The organism is Bacillus sp. 22-7, from assembly GCF_010628845.1.
In the GTDB taxonomy this organism is placed as follows: domain Bacteria; phylum Bacillota; class Bacilli; order Bacillales; family Cytobacillaceae; genus Cytobacillus; species Cytobacillus firmus_B.
Genome location: NZ_NJQY01000006.1, coordinates 333759 through 350175, shown reverse-complemented (window position 1 = coordinate 350175; position 16417 = coordinate 333759). Strand labels below are relative to the sequence as shown.

The following is a 16417-nucleotide window of genomic DNA, read 5'->3' as shown; positions in this document are numbered from 1 at the left end:
TGCCACAGGACGTGGCGATCTTAGTCTGCGTTCCTTCGTGAGCAAGGCGCTTGCGCTTTTATTATTGAATGGGGGAGTGAAAATGCTGATTGGACATATAAGGGAGATTGTCCGCTATCCGGTAAAAAGCTTTCATGGGGAAAGCGTGAATAAAACGAATGTAATGAATTATGGACTGTATGGGGATCGCAGTCATGCCTATCTGGATGAGTCCAGGCCAGGTAAATACTTGACGATTACTCAATTTCCAGAAATGGTGCGGTATAAAGCAGAGTTTATGGGTGTGGAAAATAAGGACAAATATCCGCCTGTTAGAATTACAGCTCCGGACAGAAAACAGGTCCCCTGGGATGATGAACAATTGATTAAAGAAATAGAAGAACATTCTTCCACAAAAATTACTCCGGTGCAATACAGTCCTATACATGTTCCAGAAGGGGCAATTGAAGAAGAAAATATTTTAGTGGTAACAGATACTTCCCTAAAGAAAATGAAAGAGCTATGGGGAAAAGAGAAGCTGGACTTCCAGCGGTTTCGTCCGAATCTTATGATTTCCCTGGTGAAAAATGAACCCTTTATGGAGGAACAGTGGTTTGGGAAGACGATGAAGATAGGAAATGTGGAGCTGAAAGTTAAGCGGCATTGTGAACGATGCATGATTATTACAGTAGATCCTGAAAGCGGGGAAAGGGATCCAAGCCTCCATAAAAAGGTGATCAGTAAAAGGAATAATCACTTCGGTGTGTATTGCTCCGTCCTGAAAACAGGTGAGATCGCATCAGGGGATAAGGTTTACCTTTTTGAGTGAGAACATGTAAACTAGAAACAAATGTTTCCGGGAGTGAAAAGATGTTTCAGGCTATTATTTTATTTATACTGGCCGGTTTAGCCGAAATTGGCGGAGGGTATTTAATCTGGCAATGGATACGCGAAGGAAAGCCTCTTTCATGGGGAATCGCGGGCGGATTGAATCTGGCATTATACGGTGTTATTGCAGCATTTCAGGCCTTCCCGTCTTTTGGGAGAGTGTATGCTGCATATGGAGGTGTGTTTATCATTCTGTCCATTTTATGGGGATGGGGTATAGATAAAAAAACACCTGATTTTTATGATTGGCTTGGTGCAGGGATTTGCCTAATAGGGGCATCTGTCATCCTGTTTGCACCTCGTCAATAAAAATGAGCCCAGTTCATGAACTGGGCTATTTTCAAGCACTTTGACTCAATCTCTTCCCCTTTTTCTGCATACCTGCAGCAAAAATGAGGACGAAAATACTTGCGGAAATTAAGGTCCCATGAAAAACCCAGACCATTTTAGCCAACGATAAAACTTCCAGTAAAAGCGGCGCGGCAACAAACCCTAGGGCAAAACCCAATGATTTTAAAAGCATGCCGACTCCAAAAATCCTGCCTCTGATGTGGTTGTCTGTCTTTTGCAGGATGGTGGCATGCAGAGTCGTGAAGCACGCATCAAAAATACCGGTTAAAAAGGCAAACGGCAGAATGACAGCTAAGACCGTATTGGACAGGAAGATGATAAATCCTGCGGACATTAGCATGGCTGCTGTGAAGCAGGCAAAATAAAGGCGGTTCCCCTGAAGGCTTTTCAATCTTGGCAGAATGATAGTTGCCAGTACGGAACCGATCCCCCATACCCCCCATATTAATCCGTAATAGAAGCTTTGTTTGCTGCTGTCGATCTCTTCTGCCAGCAGCGGAATCCCTAAATTATGCGAAGCTCCTGCAAATGCCCCGATAAGAAAGACAATATTGACAAGCAGCAGCATTGGTTTAAGTAAGATAAATGAATAAACTTCCTTCAAATCCCGGCCAATCCCGGCCAGCTTTTCCTTAAAGCCGCTGCTGATTCCTTCTTTCAAGGCCGGTTCAGATGTTTGCCACTTCATTTTTACCAAAACCAATGCCGAAATAAAGTAGGTGGCGGCATCAAGGATTAAAGTGACCTCATAGCCAAGGAAATCAGTGATGACTCCAGCCCCGATAAAGCCAAACACCAGGCTGACAGACGTTAGCCTGGAAATTAAAGCATTTGTCTCCAGCACTTTATCCTGCCCAAAAATCTGTGGAATTTCTGCGCTGTAGCTTACCGCAAAAAAGCTAGACGTCAAACCAATAAAGAAGCAGACAATGAGAATCATGATGGGGTTGGGAAACGGAATTAAGCATAGAATGATAACGGCCCGGAAAACATCCGTCCAAATCATTATTTTCCGCCGGTCATATCGGTCGGCGAGAATCCCTGAGAAAAGGCTGGATAAAACGCCCCCAAGTGTCCTGAAGGCCATTGTGGCAGCAAGCCAGGCAGAGCTTCCGGTGGCCACATACATGAGCACATTAATGGCAATCAAGTCCATGAACGTGCCCAGATCAGAAAAGGCTTTTACATACAGAAAAATTTTGCGGTTCATGTGTGTCTCCCTGGCTTTCAAAAATGGTTTCTGTTTTATTTTAAAGATTTTGAATTTAATTCGCAATACGAAATTTCAGATTTATGCTAAAAAGGATATTCTCATAGTGATGTTGAATAAGTGTGACATAGAAAGCGAAAGCAGGGGGATATGGATGATTGCCTATTACGGTGAACTTTGCGCAAAAATGTATGAGAGTGATAAATCAATGGCTGAAGGTGCAGAATTGAGTTTCTACCTGTCATATATAAAAGACCGTGAAATGAAAGTATTGGAGCCGATGTGCGGCAATGGCCGAATGCTCATTCCTTTCATGCAGAATGGAATTGAGGTCGATGGCTTTGATATCTCAGAAGACATGCTGAAGGTGTGCAGAGAAAAAGCTGCTGCATTAAACTTAAAGCCCGCTATATTTCTAGAGAAAATAGAAGAATTTAAAAGTGAAAAACAATATGATTTAATTATGATTCCTTATGGTTCTTTTTCGCTTTTGCCTGATTCCCTGGTACATAAAAGTCTAAAGAATCTTAAGAATGCCCTCAATGAAAAAGGAAAAATGTTACTCACTATTGTGGAAAAAGACCATGAGATAGAAGAGGTTTCCGAATGGGTGGAAACGAACAGGAAAGAGTTTGGCGGACAGTCCATTATAGAATACAGAAAAATAGCATATGAGGAAGAAACGAAAATCCTTCAGATCAAGCTGAAGTATGAAGCCATTCGAAAGGGGATCACGGAAAAAACAGAGATGATGGACTTTCCTATACGTCTCTATGAACCGGGTGAATTCGAGAAAGTGCTCAAAAGCAGCGGATTTAATAAAATCGCAGTTCATGAAGTTAGAGATGGGTATGGAGATGGACAATCTTTTCCGGTTTATGAATGTGCGAAATAATGGAAGGGGGATAAGAGTGACCAATACTGTCTTAAAAACAGACAGATTGATTTTAAGAAAAATGAAAAGAACTGATCTGCCTTTTTTGAAGGAAATCTTTTCAGACCCGGTGGCCATGAGATTTTATCGCTCCACAAAAACAAAAGAGCAGGCTGAAGATTGGATCAGCTGGACGCTGCGTAATTATCGGACATATGGGGTGGGCCTTTGGATTGCGGAAGAGAAAGCTTCAGGCAGGTCTTTGGGGCAGTGCGGGATTACCCCGCAGGATACAGGCGGAGTTACTGAAATGGAGATCGGCTACTTGTCTGCCATGCGTGAATGGGGAAAAGGCTATGCCACGGAAGCGGCACTAGCCTGTAAAGAGTATGGGTTTACCAGCTTAAACAACAGAAAGCTGGTTTCCATTATTAACGTTCATAATCTCGCATCTATCCGTGTTGCAGAGAAAGCGGGCATGAAAAAGGAAAAAACCTTCCATAAAGCGGGAAATAAGATGTATGTATACTCGATTTCCAATGGTTAAAAGATGTTTTTATAATGTTCATTAAACACCTTGAAAAGTCTTTCATCTCCACCGCGGTCTGGATGGAGGGCTTTTAATAGCTTTTTGAATTCTTTTCTGACTATTTGCAGATCCTCATCAGGCTTCAGGTCCAAAAGCTTTGCCGGCTTAATTTCTTCATCAACAATCAGTTTTTGTGCCTGAATCATTTTCTTCAAGGATTTCACCTTTGATTCCTCTATTTGGACACGGGTATTCAGGATTTCGATTTGCCCTTTCAGGTCTTTAACCTGAAGCAGGACTCCTTCGAGCTTTTGGCGATACAGCACTTCTTTTTCCTGAATGATGAAATCAGCGAGATCCTTCATCTTTATGGAGTAGCTGACTTGCCTCCTCGCGCTTCGTTCCGCTTTTATTTTTCCTTCTTCAATCCAGCGCTCAACGTCTTCACTATTCGCCTTTATTCCAGATTTATGCAATTGCCCTACAGCATCAGTAATGTTCATTTTTCTTGCTCGCTCTCTATAAAATCTATACAGCAGTCAAAATAATCATATCACTGATCACTTTCAGAAAAATGACAGGAGGTTAACATAGTATTAAAGTTTATTTACATGATTGTTTCTGCTAAATGAAATAGAATCACCCATGAATAGGTGATTCCTTTGCTGAAATCTACTTTATGGGACGCTCGAGCGTCAGGATTTCATCCTCCATTGAAGCATATTGCTGTTCCACCACATGTTTTACATCAGCGATTGCTGCATTGTAGAAATGCGTGGCCAAAGACTCCTTAACAAAATCCAATACTCTTTCCGCAGAGAACTCAGATAGATCTTCATCTCTCTCCTCGGAAAAGAAAATCTGGATGTCCTCTATCATCTTTTGCTGCTGCTCTTTTGTTATTTTAATAAACATAGCATGTCTTCCTTTCGGGTTGGGATACATGCTACTATACACGGAAATTTTAAAAAATGGGAGGGTGGTATTTTGCCGGTTATGCGTCATCCCCGTAGACATCAAATAAAGAGCTGTAGTAATCTTTTGCATAAGTGTTCTTGTTTGCTTTCTTTTTCGGATAGAGGGAAATAGGAATAGATGACAGGGCAAGAATAGAACTGCATAATAAAACCAGATAGAATATTCCAGATAGAATGAACATGAAGGAAACCTCCTTTAGTTGTTAAGAAAAGCTTAATTTATGAAACGCATTTCATAGCAAGAAAAAACGTGAAAAAAACAGGTGGGTTTATGGCAAATATTAAAGATATCGCTAAAAGAGCGGGAGTGTCAGTAACAACCGTTTCGAGGGTGCTCAATAATCATCCCTATGTGAGGGAGGATAAGCGGGAAGCGGTACTGCAGGCGATGGAGGAATTTAATTATCAGCGGAATATCAATGCTGTTCATTTGAGCAAAGGGGAGACCCTTCTTATTGGAGTGGTTGTTCCTTTTACCAATCATCCTTATTTCGGTCTGCTGGTAGAAGGGATTGCCAATGAAGCCATGAAAAACAACTATAAACTAGTTCTTTTTCAGACGAATTACGAGGAAGAGAGGGAAATTGAGGCTCTGAAAATGCTGCAGCATAAGCAAATTGATTCCTTAATCATTTGTTCAAGAATCTGCGGCTGGGAGGTCATCAGCCAGTTTACCGAGTATGGCCCCATCGTCCTTTGTGAGGATGCAAGGAATCAGGGTGTGTCCTCAACCTTTATCGATCATTACATGACATTCACTAATGCTTTAGAGTATTTACATAATAAAGGGCATCAGAAAATAGGATATTGCATAGGAAGAAGGTCCGGCGCCAACAGCAGGCAGCGCGGAAAAGCCTACGAAGATTTTGTAAGGCGGATTGGGGAGTCTTATAAAGAAGACTATATCTTTTATGAGTGTCTGAATTTTGAGCATGGCGAGGAAGTGGTTCAGCGGTTATTGAACATGGATAATCCCCCAAGTGCACTGCTGGTAACAAGTGATTTTGCTGCTGCCGGAATCGTCACATCCTGCAGAGAAAAAGGGATTCGCATTCCAGGGGATCTCGCGATTATGGGATTTGATAACCAGCCAATCGCCAAAATTATGCACATCACCACACTTGAAATCCCTCTGGTGGAAATGGGAAAAAAGCTGATGCTTCAAGCGATAGATAGTGAAAGCCGTACTCATGTGGAAATATCGGTGAAGCTGATTGAGCGGCAGACTGTTTAGGATGGCAGGGGTCGGGCGTAGAATAAGGAGCATCTATGGACAAATAAAGACTTAAACCATAGCTCTGAGTCCGAACCTGGAGCAATTTCGGACAAATAAAGCAGAAAACGGAGTGTGTGAGTCAGAACCTGACCCAACTTCGGACACAGAAAGCAGAAATCACAGTGTCTGAGTCAGAACCCGGCCTAACTTCGGACAGAGAACGCCGGAAACCAGAGATCTGAGTCGGAACCTGACCCAACTTCGGACACAGAAAGCAGAAATCACAGTGTCTGAGTCAGAACCTGAACCAACTTCGGACACAAATAGCAAAAATCACAGTATTTGAGTCAGAACCAGGCCCCGACTAAACAGCTAAAGGGTGCCACAACAGAATAACTATCCCTCCCCCTGCAAATACTAACAAAAAAATATGGAGCTGATGTTACATGGGGTTTGTACTTTTGGTTTTTCTGGCCTGGCTGGTGCTTGTGCTGTTTACTTCTTTGAATAAGAAGCTGACTTTTATTGAAAATACCTTTGTTTATCTGTCGGTGATGGTCATTCATATTAATTATACGTGGATTGTTTATGAAGAGCTGAATGTAGCACATATTTCCCAGCAGATCTTAAACAATTCCGCTTTTTTAATACATAGGAGCATAACACTTCCAATTACATTAGCAATCACATTAAATTTAATAAGGACAGGGGATTCGCTGGGTTCAAAGTTTATTAAAGTGGGGGTTTCCGTTGCATTCCTTGTTTCTGCTGTGATGATTGCCAGGTATTTTGGAATTTTGGATTATAAAAAATGGAATATTGGCTATGAAATCATCTATCTATTCCTTTTGCATTTAGTGGTTCAATTCTTACTTAAGTATTTTGGACAGCTTAAGACAAGAGGGGTGAATGAAGCATGAAAATGTGGAAGGAATTTGGCAGCAACGAGCTTTATCTGTTGCTCATGGTTGCTGCTGCCTATCTTATATATTTTCTTCTAATAAGAAGGCCGGACAGGCTGGCGAAGCAGGTCAGAGTGCTGAGTTTGCTGTGGGGCATGGCCGTTGGGATCCTTTATGATTTCACAATAGGCGGAGGCAGAACAGATTTTTATAAGGTTAATGATCTAAACAATTATGAAGTCACAGATATTTTATACTATATATTATTTGCCCCATTTGGCTACTTCTTTTTTTACCTTTATGAAAAACTGAACATCGGCAAAAAAACGTTCATTATGTATGTATTGGTGTGGGCATTATTTGGTGTTTTTTTTCAATGGGTTTTAACAGCTGCAGATATAATAACCCTGCAAAAAGGGTATAAGCTCATGCATTCTTTCCCAATCTTTTTGCTGACCCAGACACTGACAGGCGTTTATATTCAGGTGCTCAAATCAAAGGAATCACTTACAGCAGCTGAATAGTACCGGATCTGTATGGCCGCAATTACTGTTTTCATGAAACTTTTTCATGCTTCTGAACGTATGACTTACTAATAGAAGCGGAAAGGAGAATGAATATGAAAGCAGAAAATTGTCCAAAGTGCGGATCAAATGAGCTGGGGAAAGGGAAGCATTCGGGATATGGGGTCATGTTTCCTGTGGATAAGATGAGTCTCGGTTCTGATATTGAATATGTTATTTGCACTAGCTGCGGTTTTATCATTGAAGGGTATGTGAAGAAGCCGGAGAAGTTTAAAAATAGAATGTAGGAGCATCATGAAAAAATATAAGTTAAAGAATCATTTTAAAGGATTAAAAAAGGGTACGCACTTTTACTTAATTGCGGAATCTGAATTTATTGGCATTAAAGAATATGTACTGCGGACAAAAGATTTATCGTATCGGATCTCCATTAATGAGGCCGAGCTCAAGAGGAATTTTATTTTCATACCCAAAGAGTAAAAAAGAATGCTCAGAGCATGCCGCCCGGAGCATTCTTAAAAATTTTGTCACCAAATATCCCCGCGTTCTTTCTTCAGAGCTTTCATTTTTTCAACCCATTCGTCTACTCTCTGTCTAATTTCATCACTTTCCGTTTCAGCTGTATTCCGATTTTTTTCGTGCAGCTCCATATACAGATCCTTCATTTGGCCGCTGCGTTCATAGCCCCATTCACGGAGTTCGGATCGCTGCTCATCCGTGATCCAGCCCTTATCGCCCATAATGGTGACGGCATCCAGGATTCGGTGTGATTCACGCCTGCCGACTGTGAATAATTGGCGGGGATAAACTTCACCGATTTTATATTCATCCATCATTTCCCACGGGCTGGGTGCCATTGTAAAAGCCCATGCGAGGTCACCGGCAGACGGAAGCCACTCGTATTGAATGGTGTCTTTCAGATCGTCGGGACTGTCTGCTTTAAAGTACTCCCCGTTGCCGGCTTCGGCTACTGCTTTTAATTGATCCTCGGCCCTGCCGTCTACATCAAACCCAATGATATTTACAGTATTGCTGCTGTTGTTTTTCACAAGGTTCTCGCTGGCCTGGACAGGGTCGCCGTCACATGTTTCGGCACCGTCGCTAACAATGTAGATCGTGGTGGCGCCGTCATAGCCGCTGCTCATTTCTGCTGCTTTTTGAATGGCGCCGGCAAGAGGCGTCCAGCCTTTGCTCTCAAATGAATCAACAGCTTCGTGAAATTCCTTCTTGGAATATTTGCTCATAGGATAGACTTCCTCAACACCAGAGCAGGAAATTTTTTTATCAGCGTCTGCTTCAGAGCCTTTATGGCCATAGACTACAAGGGATACATCACTGCTTTGGCCAATCGTCTGGGCAAAACTCTTGACGGCGCTTTTAGCGATATCCATTTTCACTTTGCCGTCTGCCTGCAGCAGCATGGATGAACTGGCATCCAGAAGAATAATGGCCTGTTCTGCTGCCTTTTTTTCTTCTTCTCCGGGTTCTGACTTGGTGGGATTCGGCAGGTAAGGTTCTTCAAAATCGGGTTTGTAGGAATTGGACTTTTCAATAATGTCTTTATAATGTGGACTCGCCAGCAGGGAAACTAGCCCTTTTTTAATAGAGTCTGTATCTTTGGCTTCCTTCGTCAGCTCTTCCAGTTTGGGCGTCATCTTCCGTAAAAGTTCAGGATCAGTTTCCGGTGTAACTTCAATGGCTTCAATGTCTTTTTCGTATGTAAGGTTATCCATTAGGGTTCCAGGAGGCAAATTTAGCAGGGTTTCTTCAGAGACCTCTAAATTAATATTCTTAGACTCTGCTAAAATGCTTACCTGCTTTTCTTCTTTCTTTTGCTCTTCTTTAACAGGTGAATCAGCGGCTGTTTTCTCTTTGTCATTGCTGCACGCGGAAAGAATCAATCCGGCAGACAGCAGCCATAGACCATAACGTTTCACAGAAATTCTCCTTTTGTTTATATTTTACTAATAATAGAGTGTAACATGGATAAAGCTGGTTTTGAAGTAATTTCCATATGATAGGATTTTTTTACAGCAATTTGGTATAGTTGAAGATAGATATTTTGCAGAGGAGGCAGTCCGTTGGAAAAAGCATTTCCGATTCTTGAAACAGAAAGATTAATTTTAAGAGAAGCAACTGAAGAAGATGCAAAAGATATGTTTGTATACCTGTCAGATCAGCTGGTTGTAAAGCATATGGGAATCTCAGCCTGTGAAACTCCAGAGGAGGTGCTTGGAGAAATAGAATGGTATAAATCCATTTATACAAATGGCACAGGAATCCGCTGGGGCATCACCCTGAAGGATTCAGGGAAGGTCATTGGGAGCTGTGGTTTCCTGAATAGGAATCCGAAACACTACCGAAGTGAAGTCGGTTATGAACTAAGCAGGGAGCATTGGGGAAAAGGAATTGCGAATGAAGCCCTTGAGAGGGTTTTACAATTCGGCTTTGAACAGCTTGGGCTTGAAAGGATAGAAGCTTTGATCGAGCCAAAAAATCTCTCATCCCAGAAGCTGGTTGAAAGGCAGGGCTTCACGAGAGAAGGGCTGCTTAGGCATTATGAATATACTAACGGGAAATTTGATGACTTGTATATGTACTCCATTTTAAAAGGGGATTTATAAATCGATACATACCAGGAGGATATTCTTATGAATTACAATGGCCGTACCTTTGTTTCTGTGCAAAATACAGAGAATGGTGAAGTTTCATCAAAGACTTTTTTTCATTATAAACAGGATGGAAATATAATATCAGCTAGTTATGGCGGGGGAGAGATCATTCAGGGGACACTGATTGGAATTGCCAATGAAGACGGATGTTTGGAATTCAGATATAACCATGTGAATAACAAAAATCAGCTGCGCGGCGGAAAATGTCTCTCCACCCCTGAAATTTTGGCGGACGGCCGCATCAGGCTGCATGAAAAATGGCAGTGGCAGGATGATGAAGGAACTGAAGGACAGTCGATTATCGAGGAAGTAAAAGAATAAAGCAGGCGGCATGCCAGCCGGAGGGAGTTATCCCTCCGCATGCAGCTTCAGGTTCTGTCGGCTTCTTTTTGTTTTTTCTTTCGTTAAGGTGAAGAAAAAAACAAAGCCGATGAATGATGTAATAAACAAGATGGCAGCCATTGGCACTGCAGTGGTTTCATCAATGCTCACCAATGGGGAAACAGCTGACCCCAGCACTAAAGGAAGCATTCCTATAACAGCGCTGGCACTGCCGGCACGATGCCCCTGATTTTTCATGGCCAATGTAAATGAGCTGGTGATGATCATCCCCATCGAAGTCATATAGATAAAAATCGGAATGACAAGCATGAATAGCGGCCCTTTAATGATGGTCATAATTAATAGGAACAAAGTGGCACTTACCGCAATGCAGACCGCTGTCCGGAGCAAGCTTCTTTCTGGAATGACATCTGCCAGGCGGCCAATCAGGAAACTCCCCGTAATGATGGCCAATCCATTAATGCCAAACAGGATGCTGAACACCTGTGGCGATACACCATAAATTCCCTGATAGACAAAGGGTGTCCCCGATACATAAGCAAAGCTTCCGCCATGTATGAAACCAACGATAAGGGCATACCCGATGAAGGAACGGTCCCTGAAAAGTCCCCCCATGCTTTTAACGGAATTCCCAATGGAGCTTGGGACCCTTTTTTCTGGAGGAAGGGTTTCTTTTAATCGGAAATAGATCACAATGGTAATAAATAATCCCAAAAAGCTTAGAAAATAAAAGATGGATTCCCAGCTTGCGAAAGGAATCAGAAGCAGCGCACCGCCTGTCATGGGCGCAATCATCGGAGCGGTTGCATTAATGACCATAAGCAAGGCAAAAAACTTCGTGAGCTCTTTTCCGCTGAACACATCCCGGACAACTGCCCGTGACAGGACGATTCCGGCAGAGGCGGTTAATCCCTGCAGAAAGCGGGCTGCAATAAAGGCCGCAATATTGGGTGAAACGGCGCATAAAAGGGAAGATACGGCAAAGAGAGAGATTCCGATGAGTAGTGGTTTTCTTCTTCCATGCGAATCACTGAGCGGTCCGACAATTATCTGTCCAGCCGCAAGTCCAATCAAACAGGCCGTCAGACTCATCTGAACAAGTGAAGCACGGGCACCGAAATCATCAGCGATATCTGGAAAGCCCGGCAAATACATATCAATATTGAATGGCCCCAATATGCCAAGCATGCTGAGGAGAAACGCCAGCGCAAGCCGCTCTTTTCCAGTAGGATTGTGAATCATGTTTAACACCTTTCTTTCTATGAAGCTGTTACTCTTTTACATAAATATGGCTAGTATACGCGAGGCAAGGGGGGATGTCCAGCGGGGAATGCTGTAAATAAAAAAATCCATGGCCACATAGCCACAGATTCTTTCATTAGCAATTGCAGATCATCAATACATTGCCATCCGGGTCCTGAAAATTGAAATAAGCAAAATCTCCAATACGTTCAATTTCTCTAACAATCGGGATTCCCTGACTTTTAACAAAAGCGTACGCCTCGTCAATATCCCGGGCAAAGAAATTAAATAAAACGTGACCGGAAGGAGTCCATTTGAAGGATGGATCAAAGGTGTGGTCATCCAGTGTAAGTCCGGTTTGAGAGGTGACCGGAATGTTGTATACCGGAGATTCCACATCCTCCATATTAAAAGGCAGTCCAAGGAGACTGCTATACCATTGAGCCGACTTTTTCAAATCGCTGACATGAATGAATACATTGTTTACTTTGCCAGCAATCGGGGAAGCAATTGATTTCATAATATCCACCGCTTTCATTGTGATTATTTTACATATTCTCCAAACGAGGAAAAATTCCTTTAATTTAAGGGTTTAGCTTGTGTATTTCCCTGGCTATAGGTTCCAAAATGTACACAACTGGAACTTGAGTCGTAATATTCGACTGTTCAAACGTTTCCTCTGTCACATAATAAGCGATGTTTAAATCAGAAACTTTTGCGATTGTTGAAAGCCGGCTGTTTGTGATGCTGATGATTTTACTGCCTTCCTGCTTCAGCTGGTTAAGATGGGTGATTGTAAAAGGAGTTTCCCCTGAGACAGATAAGGCAATTGTGACACTGCTGCTGCGGATACTCGAATGAATCGGAAAATGGGGATCCTTGATATACAGTGAAAACTTGCCGAGACTGGAGAAATATCTGGCTCCGTATTCAGCCAGTATCCCTGAACTGCCGATTCCTATAAAGATAACGTTATCTGCCGTATTTATTAGTTCTGCTGCCTCTCTGATTTTTTCCTCTAAATCACCCCTTAGCGTTCGCTCGAAGAACTCGACAATAGATAGCTTGGAACCTTGTAAAGAGGACTTTTTATTTTCCTGTAAATATAATTTAAACTTTATCTTAAATTCAGTGAAACCCTCACAATTCAACTTTCTGCAAAACCTTAAGATAGTAGCAGTAGAAACATGGGTTTCATCAGCAAGTTCACGAATCCGCATATATGGGATCTTTTCTTTGTTTTGACAAATGTAATGATATATGGATGTTTCTAAATCATTGAAAGATGCGATGATTTCGTTTGAGAACATGATTCAGTAATCCTCCGGCCAAATAATAGTTAGGCTCATTCTATCACACGTAGAAACAATATGTTACTTTGATGTAACAAATATCAAAATGCCGTTAAACAAGACTTAATTAACTCTAATTATTTACATACCGTTTGCCTCGATTTAAGCTTCTTCTATATTCTTTTTTGGGTAATATAAAAACTCCATTTAAACGAATAATAAAAATAGCAGGTATTGGAGGGTATGAATTGAAAAACTACGATTTTCCTAAAGATTTTTTGTGGGGCGGCGCCACTGCAGCGAACCAAATTGAAGGTGGATATAAGGAAGGGAATAAAGGCTTGAATATTGCGGATGTCCTTCCCGGAGGAAAAGAGCGATACAATATTTTAATGAAGCCTGGGTTTGACTTCGAAATTCATGAGGATCAATTTTATTATCCCAATCATGAAGCAATCGATTTCTACCATCGATATGAAGAAGATATTGCCTTATTTGCCGAAATGGGCTTCAAGGCATTCCGCATGTCGATTGCCTGGACCCGTATTTTTCCGAATGGCGATGAGACGGAGCCAAATGAAGAAGGGCTTGCTTTTTATGATCGTGTTTTTGATGAATTGCAGAAATATGGAATTGAGCCGGTTGTAACGATTTCCCATTATGAAATGCCTCTTCATTTAGTAAAAGAGTATGGCGGATGGAGAAACCGTAAAGTTGTAACCTTTTTCGAGAGGTACGCTAAAGCGGTTTTGAGCCGGTATAAAGATAAAGTAAAGTACTGGATGACTTTTAATGAAATCAATAGCGGGTTGGTCATGCCGATTAATGGGCTCGGCTTTTCCTATCAAAGTGAAGAAGATAAATACCAGCCGACCTTCCAGGCCTATCACCATCAATTGGTCGCAAGCGCAATCGCGGTAAAGGCATGCCATGAGATTATTCCTGACTCAAACATTGGCTGCATGATTTTATTTGCGCCTGTGTATGCCTATGACAGCAACCCGGAAAATGTCATGTATGCTCTGCAGGAAGAGCAGCTATTCAATTACTTTTGTGGTGATGTACAGGTGCGCGGGGAGTATCCGGCTTTTATTAAAAGATACTTTAGGGAACATCATATCAGCCTGGACATACAGGAAGGCGACCTGGATTTGTTAAAGGACGGCACTGTTGATTATATTGGCTTCAGCTATTATATGTCCCGCACAGAAAAGAAGGTTAAAACAGATGCAGATTCGTCAGAGGGGAACATCATTGGCGGGGTAAGGAATCCGTTCCTGGAAACAAGTGACTGGGGCTGGGAAATCGACCCTGAAGGTTTGCGGATCAGCTTGAATAAGTTATATGACCGCTATCAGAAACCGCTATTTGTCGTAGAAAATGGACTAGGGGCCTATGACAAGGAAGAAGAGGATGGCAGCATCCATGACGGCTACCGGATTGAGTATCTTCGCGAGCATATAAAAGCAATGGGTGAAGCAATAGAAGATGGCGTCGAGCTAATGGGATACACAAGCTGGGGCTGCATCGATATGGTCAGCATGTCAACAGGCGAGTTTTCAAAACGCTATGGCTATATTTATGTGGATAAGCATGATGACGGAACCGGAACATTGATGCGGAAAAAGAAAAAGTCTTTTTATTGGTATAAAGATGTGATCAAGTCAAACGGTGAAAAACTATAGCAAACTTGACTGGCTGCCTGGGGGCAGCCTTTATTTGTTTATTAAAGGCTGGTTAGGAGACATTAACTAATGAAAATATCTGATTGGAGCAAGATATGGACAAGCAACGAAAATAATATTGCTGAGGTGCTAAAATGGAAGCATTTCCGATCATTCATACGAACTTCTGGGATGCCATAATCGCAGTGCCATTAGTGGTTCTGCTGACCCAGCTGGGCAAGATGCTCTTTAAAATACCCAAGCCATATGTTCCAGGGCTGGCTAATCTCCTGGGACTCATCATCTCGGTATTCTTTGCACACAGGAATAATCTGTGGGCTGGCATTTTTATGGGTTTTTTTTATGGAAATGCGGCCGCAGGATTGTTTTCTTCCTTAAAGACTCAAATTCTCGCCTTTCGGGAGACTGGTGAAGGAGGAAGTAAAAATTGATCTATATCTATCATGATTTTGGAGGAACTCATACAACTTCCCTTGCAGCAGCATACCATCTGAAAATCATTCAGAATCGCAAACTCAAAAAAGAAGAAGTCATTCAGGTGCCATTTTTTAATAAATTGACAAAGAAAGATGCAGGAACTCTTATTTTTCATGGTACAGATGAAGAGGATCATCCGGTATATACTCTGGGAAGAAGGTCTTCCAAACTGACAATTGAAACTCTGCATCACTTTTGCCTATTATTAAATAACCGTAAAGAAATTCACGAGAAGATCATCCTCTCTAATACTTCACCTGCTGTTCCGGTCATTATGTCAATCGGTGGATTCTTAGCCCACGGCCTGAAAATGGGTCCATTAGGAACACCGCTTTTGATAAAAGGAGCCCAGCAGTGCAGCGGAAATATTCTTGACCTCGTGAATGAAACAAAAAAGACTGCTGCCGGCTCAGATGCTGCGATAGTAAAAATTGATAATAAAAAGTTCCAGGCATAAGAAAAGAATCTTAAATTTAAGATGGTTCTTTTCTTATACGGGGTGATGTACAGATTTAGAAGTAAGCAAATTATGATAGTAACTAATTTATACCCCCATAATATATGGATTCTCCTTCGAATACTTTGAATATAATTAATAACTAGTCTTGAGGAGAAAATTATGAAATCACCAGCTAAGGGAGCCCTAGTCATGGTAATAGCAGGGGCTATAACGTTTTCTGCTGCCAATGGCATTTTGAAAGCAACTGAACTTTTTTCAGCGGAAAATTCATCTGTTTTAACAGGTATTCAAAAGAAATCTGAAGGATACAGACAACTTGACAATAAGGCTGAAACAAAAACAGTGTCTGTAAAAAATAAGGTGAAACAAAAAACGGAGGAAAATACTCCTTCTTCTGCAAAATCCCCCAAAAAGGGAGAGAGCAATAAGGCGATAGCTGCTGTGCAAACGGATACCGAATTATCGAGCCGGAAACCTGCAGCAAAACCAGTGATTAAAACGGAGTCTGTATCAGCCAAAAAGCCTTCAGCTCCAGAGCCTGCTTCTGCGTCTTCAGGAAATAAGACAACAAGTGAACCTGCGAAGCCTGTGACCAGCCCAAAAGATTCCCAAGCACCTGCCTCTGGCAACGAAGGGAATAGTACAGCAAGTCCTGCTGAAAAAGTTCTCAACCATGGACAGCAGGTTTCCCAGACCGCTAAAGAAAAAGCTGAGAGCAGACGAGTGGAAAAAGGAAATGAAAACAAAGACAGCAATGGGAAGAACTTATAAAATCATAAAGATCATTTAGAATTTAA

22 protein-coding genes are annotated in these 16417 nt (G+C 41.9%); 14 read left to right on the top strand and 8 right to left on the bottom strand.

What is annotated here, in order from left to right; genetic code table 11:
* Window positions 1-82 precede the first annotated feature (82 nt).
* Window positions 83-808, top strand: a complete 726-nt coding sequence (locus CE058_RS05555) for an MOSC domain-containing protein (RefSeq protein ID WP_163140943.1) — start codon at window positions 83-85, stop codon at window positions 806-808.
* 41 nt (window positions 809-849) lie between these two features.
* Window positions 850-1176, top strand: a complete 327-nt coding sequence (locus tag CE058_RS05550; RefSeq protein WP_163140940.1) for a YnfA family protein — start codon at window positions 850-852, stop codon at window positions 1174-1176.
* Window positions 1177-1207: 31 nt separating this feature from the next.
* Here CE058_RS05550 and CE058_RS05545 read toward each other — a convergent pair whose 3' ends face one another.
* On the bottom strand, window positions 1208-2428 hold the full coding sequence (locus tag CE058_RS05545) for an MFS transporter (protein ID WP_163140937.1): 1221 nt from the start codon (window positions 2426-2428) through the stop codon (window positions 1208-1210).
* 154 nt (window positions 2429-2582) lie between these two features.
* On the opposite strand from CE058_RS05545, the gene CE058_RS05540 reads away from it, so the two are divergent.
* Complete coding sequence (locus CE058_RS05540) at window positions 2583-3323, top strand: class I SAM-dependent methyltransferase (RefSeq protein WP_163140934.1); 741 nt, start codon at window positions 2583-2585, stop codon at window positions 3321-3323.
* Window positions 3324-3339: 16 nt separating this feature from the next.
* A complete protein-coding gene (locus tag CE058_RS05535) occupies window positions 3340-3849 on the top strand; it encodes a GNAT family N-acetyltransferase (protein ID WP_286167887.1) in 510 nt (169 codons plus the stop codon).
* Here CE058_RS05535 and CE058_RS05530 read toward each other — a convergent pair.
* The 3 genes from CE058_RS05530 to CE058_RS05520 all read right to left on the bottom strand — a co-directional run bounded on the left by CE058_RS05530 (window position 3846) and on the right by CE058_RS05520 (window position 4990).
* Window positions 3846-4334 carry a J domain-containing protein gene (locus tag CE058_RS05530; RefSeq protein ID WP_048010768.1) on the bottom strand — a complete coding sequence of 163 codons (489 nt, stop codon included), beginning with the start codon at window positions 4332-4334 and terminating at the stop codon, window positions 3846-3848. The genes CE058_RS05535 and CE058_RS05530 overlap by 4 nt on opposite strands.
* Before the next feature lie 169 nt (window positions 4335-4503).
* Window positions 4504-4746, bottom strand: a complete 243-nt coding sequence (locus tag CE058_RS05525) for a DUF2164 domain-containing protein (RefSeq protein ID WP_163140931.1) — start codon at window positions 4744-4746, stop codon at window positions 4504-4506.
* Between the two features lie 79 nt (window positions 4747-4825).
* Window positions 4826-4990 carry a hypothetical protein gene (locus tag CE058_RS05520; RefSeq protein WP_163140928.1) on the bottom strand — a complete coding sequence of 55 codons (165 nt, stop codon included), beginning with the start codon at window positions 4988-4990 and terminating at the stop codon, window positions 4826-4828.
* An 89-nt stretch (window positions 4991-5079) separates the two neighbouring features.
* On the opposite strand from CE058_RS05520, the gene CE058_RS05515 reads away from it, so the two are divergent.
* From CE058_RS05515 to CE058_RS05500, 4 genes are all read left to right on the top strand, one after another.
* The gene (locus CE058_RS05515; protein ID WP_163140925.1) at window positions 5080-6042 is read left to right on the top strand and encodes a LacI family DNA-binding transcriptional regulator; all 963 of its coding nucleotides are present in this window, start codon (window positions 5080-5082) and stop codon (window positions 6040-6042) included.
* 428 nt (window positions 6043-6470) lie between these two features.
* Window positions 6471-6944 (top strand): hypothetical protein, encoded by a 474-nt coding sequence (locus tag CE058_RS05510; protein ID WP_163140922.1) that lies wholly within the window; start codon window positions 6471-6473, stop codon window positions 6942-6944.
* Window positions 6941-7450, top strand: coding sequence for a hypothetical protein (locus CE058_RS05505; protein ID WP_163140919.1), 510 nt, complete (start codon window positions 6941-6943; stop codon window positions 7448-7450). The genes CE058_RS05510 and CE058_RS05505 overlap by 4 nt, the downstream gene beginning before the upstream one ends.
* A 95-nt stretch (window positions 7451-7545) precedes the next feature.
* Window positions 7546-7737 carry a transcription initiation factor TFIIIB gene (locus CE058_RS05500; RefSeq protein WP_396021374.1) on the top strand — a complete coding sequence of 64 codons (192 nt, stop codon included), beginning with the start codon at window positions 7546-7548 and terminating at the stop codon, window positions 7735-7737.
* Between the two features lie 240 nt (window positions 7738-7977).
* Here CE058_RS05500 and CE058_RS05490 read toward each other — a convergent pair whose 3' ends face one another.
* A complete protein-coding gene (locus CE058_RS05490) occupies window positions 7978-9387 on the bottom strand; it encodes a vWA domain-containing protein (protein ID WP_163140910.1) in 1410 nt (469 codons plus the stop codon).
* A gap of 144 nt (window positions 9388-9531) precedes the next feature.
* On the opposite strand from CE058_RS05490, the gene CE058_RS05485 reads away from it, so the two are divergent.
* Entirely contained in the window at window positions 9532-10074 is a 543-nt protein-coding gene (locus tag CE058_RS05485) for a GNAT family N-acetyltransferase (protein ID WP_163140907.1), read from the top strand.
* A 27-nt stretch (window positions 10075-10101) separates the two neighbouring features.
* Window positions 10102-10443 carry an avidin-fold protein gene (locus CE058_RS05480; protein ID WP_163140904.1) on the top strand — a complete coding sequence of 114 codons (342 nt, stop codon included), beginning with the start codon at window positions 10102-10104 and terminating at the stop codon, window positions 10441-10443.
* 27 nt (window positions 10444-10470) lie between these two features.
* On the opposite strand, the gene CE058_RS05475 is transcribed toward CE058_RS05480, so the two are convergent.
* From CE058_RS05475 to CE058_RS05465, 3 genes are all read right to left on the bottom strand, one after another.
* Window positions 10471-11706 carry a Bcr/CflA family efflux MFS transporter gene (locus CE058_RS05475; protein WP_163140901.1) on the bottom strand — a complete coding sequence of 412 codons (1236 nt, stop codon included), beginning with the start codon at window positions 11704-11706 and terminating at the stop codon, window positions 10471-10473.
* Between the two features lie 136 nt (window positions 11707-11842).
* A complete protein-coding gene (locus tag CE058_RS05470) occupies window positions 11843-12226 on the bottom strand; it encodes a VOC family protein (protein WP_163140899.1) in 384 nt (127 codons plus the stop codon).
* Window positions 12227-12290: 64 nt separating this feature from the next.
* On the bottom strand, window positions 12291-13016 hold the full coding sequence (locus CE058_RS05465) for a MurR/RpiR family transcriptional regulator (RefSeq protein ID WP_163140895.1): 726 nt from the start codon (window positions 13014-13016) through the stop codon (window positions 12291-12293).
* 230 nt (window positions 13017-13246) lie between these two features.
* On the opposite strand from CE058_RS05465, the gene CE058_RS05460 reads away from it, so the two are divergent.
* The 4 genes from CE058_RS05460 (at window position 13247) to CE058_RS05445 (ending at window position 16391) form a co-directional block, all read left to right on the top strand.
* Complete coding sequence (locus CE058_RS05460; RefSeq protein ID WP_163140892.1) at window positions 13247-14683, top strand: glycoside hydrolase family 1 protein; 1437 nt, start codon at window positions 13247-13249, stop codon at window positions 14681-14683.
* A 134-nt stretch (window positions 14684-14817) separates the two neighbouring features.
* Window positions 14818-15114, top strand: a complete 297-nt coding sequence (locus tag CE058_RS05455; protein ID WP_048011850.1) for a hypothetical protein — start codon at window positions 14818-14820, stop codon at window positions 15112-15114.
* Complete coding sequence (locus tag CE058_RS05450; RefSeq protein WP_163140889.1) at window positions 15111-15617, top strand: DUF3189 family protein; 507 nt, start codon at window positions 15111-15113, stop codon at window positions 15615-15617. The genes CE058_RS05455 and CE058_RS05450 overlap by 4 nt, the downstream gene beginning before the upstream one ends.
* A gap of 162 nt (window positions 15618-15779) precedes the next feature.
* On the top strand, window positions 15780-16391 hold the full coding sequence (locus tag CE058_RS05445; RefSeq protein ID WP_163140886.1) for a hypothetical protein: 612 nt from the start codon (window positions 15780-15782) through the stop codon (window positions 16389-16391).
* Window positions 16392-16417 lie beyond the last annotated feature (26 nt).

What these genes read in the sequence shown, in the direction of transcription:
- CE058_RS05555 (WP_163140943.1), top strand. Translation starts at nt 83, where the DNA reads ATGCTGATTGGACATATAAGGGAGATTGTCCGCTATCCGGTAAAAAGC.
- CE058_RS05550 (WP_163140940.1), top strand. Translation starts at nt 850, where the DNA reads ATGTTTCAGGCTATTATTTTATTTATACTGGCCGGTTTAGCCGAAATT.
- CE058_RS05545 (WP_163140937.1), bottom strand. Translation starts at nt 2,428, where the DNA reads ATGAACCGCAAAATTTTTCTGTATGTAAAAGCCTTTTCTGATCTGGGC.
- CE058_RS05540 (WP_163140934.1), top strand. Translation starts at nt 2,583, where the DNA reads ATGATTGCCTATTACGGTGAACTTTGCGCAAAAATGTATGAGAGTGAT.
- CE058_RS05530 (WP_048010768.1), bottom strand. Translation starts at nt 4,334, where the DNA reads ATGAACATTACTGATGCTGTAGGGCAATTGCATAAATCTGGAATAAAG.
- CE058_RS05525 (WP_163140931.1), bottom strand. Translation starts at nt 4,746, where the DNA reads ATGTTTATTAAAATAACAAAAGAGCAGCAGCAAAAGATGATAGAGGAC.
- CE058_RS05520 (WP_163140928.1), bottom strand. Translation starts at nt 4,990, where the DNA reads ATGTTCATTCTATCTGGAATATTCTATCTGGTTTTATTATGCAGTTCT.
- CE058_RS05515 (WP_163140925.1), top strand. Translation starts at nt 5,080, where the DNA reads ATGGCAAATATTAAAGATATCGCTAAAAGAGCGGGAGTGTCAGTAACA.
- CE058_RS05510 (WP_163140922.1), top strand. Translation starts at nt 6,471, where the DNA reads ATGGGGTTTGTACTTTTGGTTTTTCTGGCCTGGCTGGTGCTTGTGCTG.
- CE058_RS05505 (WP_163140919.1), top strand. Translation starts at nt 6,941, where the DNA reads ATGAAAATGTGGAAGGAATTTGGCAGCAACGAGCTTTATCTGTTGCTC.
- CE058_RS05500 (WP_396021374.1), top strand. Translation starts at nt 7,546, where the DNA reads ATGAAAGCAGAAAATTGTCCAAAGTGCGGATCAAATGAGCTGGGGAAA.
- CE058_RS05480 (WP_163140904.1), top strand. Translation starts at nt 10,102, where the DNA reads ATGAATTACAATGGCCGTACCTTTGTTTCTGTGCAAAATACAGAGAAT.
- CE058_RS05475 (WP_163140901.1), bottom strand. Translation starts at nt 11,706, where the DNA reads ATGATTCACAATCCTACTGGAAAAGAGCGGCTTGCGCTGGCGTTTCTC.
- CE058_RS05470 (WP_163140899.1), bottom strand. Translation starts at nt 12,226, where the DNA reads ATGAAATCAATTGCTTCCCCGATTGCTGGCAAAGTAAACAATGTATTC.
- CE058_RS05465 (WP_163140895.1), bottom strand. Translation starts at nt 13,016, where the DNA reads ATGTTCTCAAACGAAATCATCGCATCTTTCAATGATTTAGAAACATCC.
- CE058_RS05455 (WP_048011850.1), top strand. Translation starts at nt 14,818, where the DNA reads ATGGAAGCATTTCCGATCATTCATACGAACTTCTGGGATGCCATAATC.
- CE058_RS05445 (WP_163140886.1), top strand. Translation starts at nt 15,780, where the DNA reads ATGAAATCACCAGCTAAGGGAGCCCTAGTCATGGTAATAGCAGGGGCT.